The following is a 4,896-nucleotide window of genomic DNA, read 5'->3' on the forward strand; positions in this document are numbered from 1 at the left end:
TCCCGGGAGGAGGAGAATAGAGATACTCTTGCTAATCATTTATCATTTATCACTAATCACGAAACACTTAAAACGAAATCACCTTTTTATAAGAAGACTTCGGTTGAAGGTTGTCGTCAAACAAAAGCGGATAATTGCGCTGGCGGTTGCCACGACGACGGTCCAGCCATGTATCGCCATCATACAGATTCCAGAAGGTGACATTACGGATCACATTCTTATGCTCGCGCATCACGCGGAACAACATATCATACTGGGCTACCTGTATCGAGTCTGCCTCAGCTGTCAGTGTCAACTCTTCGGCTGCCTGTTCTGCGCTAAGCTGTCCGCCCTGTTCTCCGGTATTGATGCGGACATCAAGTTCGGTGATATGAATGTTGTCAACCACTTGGGAGTAAAGTTCGATAGCCTGTCTGAACTCATCTTCCGTGGGAGACAAGACGTTGTAATGCCCCTGCATACCGATGCCATGAATAGGCACTCCTTCCGCCTTCATGCTCTTTACCATATTATATATACGGTCGCGCTTCGCGGGATTGGTTTCGTTATAGTCATTATAGAAGAGCAGTGCTTTAGGATCAGCTTCATGGGCATATTCAAATGCCTTCTTGATAAACTCATCCCCTGCAATCTTATAGTAAGTAGATTGACGGTAAGGGATATCCGCTTCAGGATCATCCGTAATAGCTTCATTCACTACATCCCATGCATAGATAACGTCCTTGTAGCGGTTTACTATCGTATGGATGTGTTCTTTTAGTCTTGCGAACAGGACTTCCTTAGACACCAACTCACCATTCTCATCGTGATACATCCAGGCAGCGGTCTGGTTATGCCACACAAGGCAATGTCCGCGAAGGGCAATCTTATTCTCACGGGCAAAGTTTGCTATCCTGTCGGCATTCTCCCAGTTCCATTGTCCTTCTACAGGCTGTGTAGGCTGAGGCTTCATGTCATTCTCGGCGGTGATACTGTTGAAGTTGGCGGTAATCAGCGCCACCTGTTCAGGAGAATTGAGATTCGCCATGTTCAGGGCGCAACCGATAGTGAAATAATCGGTATATGCATCTTTCAGGTTATCAGGCTTCTTCGTTTCCTGAGTGCAACCGGTAATCGCTGTCGCCATACCCAGACAGCAGAGGGTCTTAAATAATACCTTCATAAGTTTAATTGCTTTTTTGTTATTTAATAGTTTCTATTTGACAAGGATATCATTCGCAGAAGTAGCATACAAACCAATCAAACTACCGGTAAAGCCACCTGCAACGTTGGTTGAGAGGATATCTCCGGACACTGTACCGCCCAACTGCACGAAATCAGCTCCATCTGCGGAATAACTGAAATTGTAATCATCTCCTGTAGCTTTCACTTGCAGCCGGATGGGGTTCTTTACGTCTATCTTTGTACTTGCAAGCACTTCAGACCTGCCTCTTTGGGTTCTTTCCAATACCAGGTAGAAGTCCTTGTCCTTTTGAGTTACCCCAAAGACGTAGTTGAACCGTTCGCTTTGCAAACAGGTGATACCTGCCAGGTCTTTTTCCGATTTCGGAGTATATTTAAGTGTGGCAGTGAACGAGAAGTTGCTATGCTGTTGCCTGTGGAAGAGTGTTGAGGTGGGCTTCACTTCCTTGATATTCACCGGGAACGGAGTAATCTGTAATCCTCCATCCTTCAGTACAGAGATAAACTCTTCACGAGGACCGCGCAAACCAATCCAACGATAATCCAACAGTGGAGAGGTGAAGTTGTCGGTGAACGTAAAGTTGCCATTGGGGAAGTAACCGTCTTTACCTGTTTTGTTTTCAACACCTGCAGGGGTTTTCAGTTTAGGTTCCATTGGGATAAGCCCATTCTCAAAGACAGGGAATTCACCGGACCAGTCAACCGGAAGGATAAACGTCTCACGACCGATGTTTACTCTGCCTTTCTCATTGGGACGGATTGCCAGGAATACGCCGTAGTATTTACCGTCGGGACCTTCTACCAAGTCGGCATGTCCTGCCCAGTCTACCTTATTCTGCCGGTTCTGATTCAGGTATCTCTGGCTCAGGATGGGATTGCTGGGAGCAGGAACATAAGGGCCTTTAGGGCTGTCGCTCACAAAGATGACCTCGCTATGCCAATCGCCTGTGCCACCTTCTGCACACATCAGGTAATAGCGGCCGTTCTTCTTATATATATGAGGCGCTTCAATCCAGATGGGCTTCTTGGATAAGTCCACTCCACCGTTTACTATAATCTGGTCTGTTCCCTGTATCACTTGGTCTTTCTCTACATCATACTCCCAGATCTTGATAACACGATGTCCTTCATAGATTTCCTCGCCCCTGTTCGGCGCATCGTTATGAACCACGTATGCTTTCCCGTTATCATCAAAGAAGATAGATGGGTCTATACCGCCAAAGTTCAACTTGACAGGGTCGCTCCAGCCTTTGAAGGGGTCTTTTGTCTTCACAATGATATTTCCAAAGTCACCGGCAAACTGAGTGGTAATCATATAGAACGTATCATTACTGGGATTATAGCTGATGCCGGGAGCATACACACCGGCGCTGATGCCAGTGTCGTGGACTTTGAGTTGCGAAGTACGGTCGAGCACATGCCCGATTTGCGTCCAGTTCACCAAATCCTTCGAATGGAAGATGGGTACACCGGGGAACATGGCAAATGAGGAACATACCAGGAAGTAATCGTCTCCCTTCCGGACAATAGCCGGGTCGGGATAACAGCCCTGGAGAATGGGATTAAAGAATTCACCGGCTTTCAACGGATTCTCGTTGTACACCTTATCATCTCCCTGATAAACCACTTGTGAGAACACCGGAGCATTCTTCACCTTCTTGCCCTTACTGCCCTGAGCAAATCCTACCATTGAAAACATAGCCATACAAAGGAAATATAGCATAATCCGCTTACTCTTTAAAAGCGTAAAACTCACTTTTCTCATTTCTAAATGCTAATTATAGAGTTATTATTTATCACTGATGTGGAAGTAATCGAAGTCCGCATAGCCGCCCGGAGTCTTCGTTGCGTAATTGAAAAGCCCGAAACGATAGCCCATAAAGTGCGGCATCGAATAAGCCATCTTAAGCTGGCTGCCTATCTTCGTCCACTTCTTGCCATCCAGGCTATAGTAGAAGTCAGCCACATCTTTCCGGTCGGTAAAGTCGCATTCGGCTTTCAGGAATACTGTCTCCCGGTTTAGTGGCAGACTTTCCACCTCTTCGGGCTTATCAGTCTGCGCACTCACCATAACAATCTTCTTTACCCCGTTTTCATATTTCACACCTACTAATCCATATTTCTTCTGAAGCAGGGAAAGCCCTGCGAAGTCTCCTTCTTTCATGCCGGATACATCGAGGGAAGTTATCCCTGAACATACCGGGCCGATTGTCCGCTGCGTCAGTGTGTTGCGGGCTTGCGTGAATTCATTGTCCAGTCGTCCGGTCTTCAGGCGCAGGTAGCCTTTACGCTCGCTGACCGACCAAAGGGTATTATCCGGTTGGTGGTTCCACTGCCAAACCAGCGGCAAGGGCGCATCTTTCTTCTTGCGTGTAAACTCATCCGAAGCTACAATACCCGGTATCAATCCTTTGCTGGCGGGCAGTTCCAATGCTTCAGGCACTTTCCCGTCAATGCCGATTACCGGCCAACCGTCTTTCCACTCCATAGGAACCAGGTAAGGAATACGTCCCACCGAACCGTTGTCGCGGAAAAGATAAGCAAACCATCTACCGTCGGGGGTATCTATCATGCCTCCCTGGGCTACACCTTTATCCTGCAAAGCTACTCTTCCTTCCCAGGGGCCGTTTATATTGTCGGCACGATGGATAACTACCGTACGCATTCCTCCCCTGGGCCAGGTAATGTTAAACAGATAGTACTTTCCGTTTACCTTGAACAGTTGGGAGCCTTCGGCGGGCAAACCTATCTTATCTCCCGACGGGGCGCTGGCATTCTCTATAAAGATTCGTTCTGTACCTTCTTTAACGCCGGATAAGTCTTCTTTCAGTTCGACAATACGCAGCTTGCCGCCACCCCAAATCATATAGATGCGGCCATCATCATCAAAGAACACAGTATGGTCGTGGTAGGAAGGCTTGAAGGTGTTTACTTTCCAGGGGCCTTTCTCTATATCCTTGGTACTGAAGATATAAGTCTTTCCGGTGGTCTGGGCAAAGGTTGTCACGTAATACATATTATTATGGTAGCGGATGCAACTTGCCCACGTGCCGCGCCCGTAGGTGTTTTTGCCATTAGCGAGGTTCATCTCGTCCATGTCTTCCAGGGTGTCGTAGCAATAGTTCACAAGCTCCCAGTTCACGAGGTCTTTGGATTTCATGATAGGTACTCCGGGAGTTACATGCATAGTGGTACTGCTCATGTAATAAGTGTCTCCCACCCGAATCATTGACATGTCGGGTACATCGGCATAAATCACCGGATTCTTAGCCGGGCCGGGCTGTGCAAAAGTAGCGGAACTATAGGCTACCATCACCAGCAGAAAAAGATAAAAACGATTTCGCATAACTATATTCTTTAATTTTATTAGAGTTCTAAAGAGAATATCTACCGACAGCAAATATACTGTATCGAGTTCAATAACCGCATATAATCACTTTACACATTCTTTCAATGGTATTACATCTTTGCCTTCGGTTGTTTCATTTTCATTCACTCATGTTACATCATACCTGTATGGCGCTCTGAAGGTAGGAAATACGATTAATGTTTTTCTTCAAATAAGGTATTGGCGGACTACTTAAAAATGATAGTTTAGCGAAGCGGAACTTCGCAATGAGTAGTGATAAGTGGTTAGTGAGTAGTGTTTAGCGATAAGTGAGTAGTGATAGGTGAGTAGTGATAAGTGATTAGTGATAAGTGTTTAGTGATAAG

At 46.4% G+C, this 4,896-nt stretch carries 3 protein-coding genes; all 3 read right to left on the minus strand.

The annotated features are described in order from the left end of the window. Window positions 1-67 precede the first annotated feature (67 nt). The gene (locus B2Z67_RS06275; RefSeq protein WP_291528964.1) at window positions 68-1,162 is read right to left on the minus strand and encodes an endo-1,4-beta-xylanase; all 1,095 of its coding nucleotides are present in this window, start codon (window positions 1,160-1,162) and stop codon (window positions 68-70) included. Window positions 1,163-1,195: 33 nt separating this feature from the next. Continuing rightward, window positions 1,196-2,887 (minus strand): glycoside hydrolase family 43 protein, encoded by a 1,692-nt coding sequence (locus B2Z67_RS06280; protein ID WP_291528965.1) that lies wholly within the window; start codon window positions 2,885-2,887, stop codon window positions 1,196-1,198. Window positions 2,888-2,971: 84 nt separating this feature from the next. Then, window positions 2,972-4,528 (minus strand): glycoside hydrolase 43 family protein, encoded by a 1,557-nt coding sequence (locus B2Z67_RS06285; RefSeq protein ID WP_291528966.1) that lies wholly within the window; start codon window positions 4,526-4,528, stop codon window positions 2,972-2,974. Between the last annotated feature and the right edge of the window lie 368 nt (window positions 4,529-4,896).

It is taken from the genome of Bacteroides sp. UBA939 (assembly GCF_002293435.1).
In the GTDB taxonomy this organism is placed as follows: domain Bacteria; phylum Bacteroidota; class Bacteroidia; order Bacteroidales; family Bacteroidaceae; genus Bacteroides.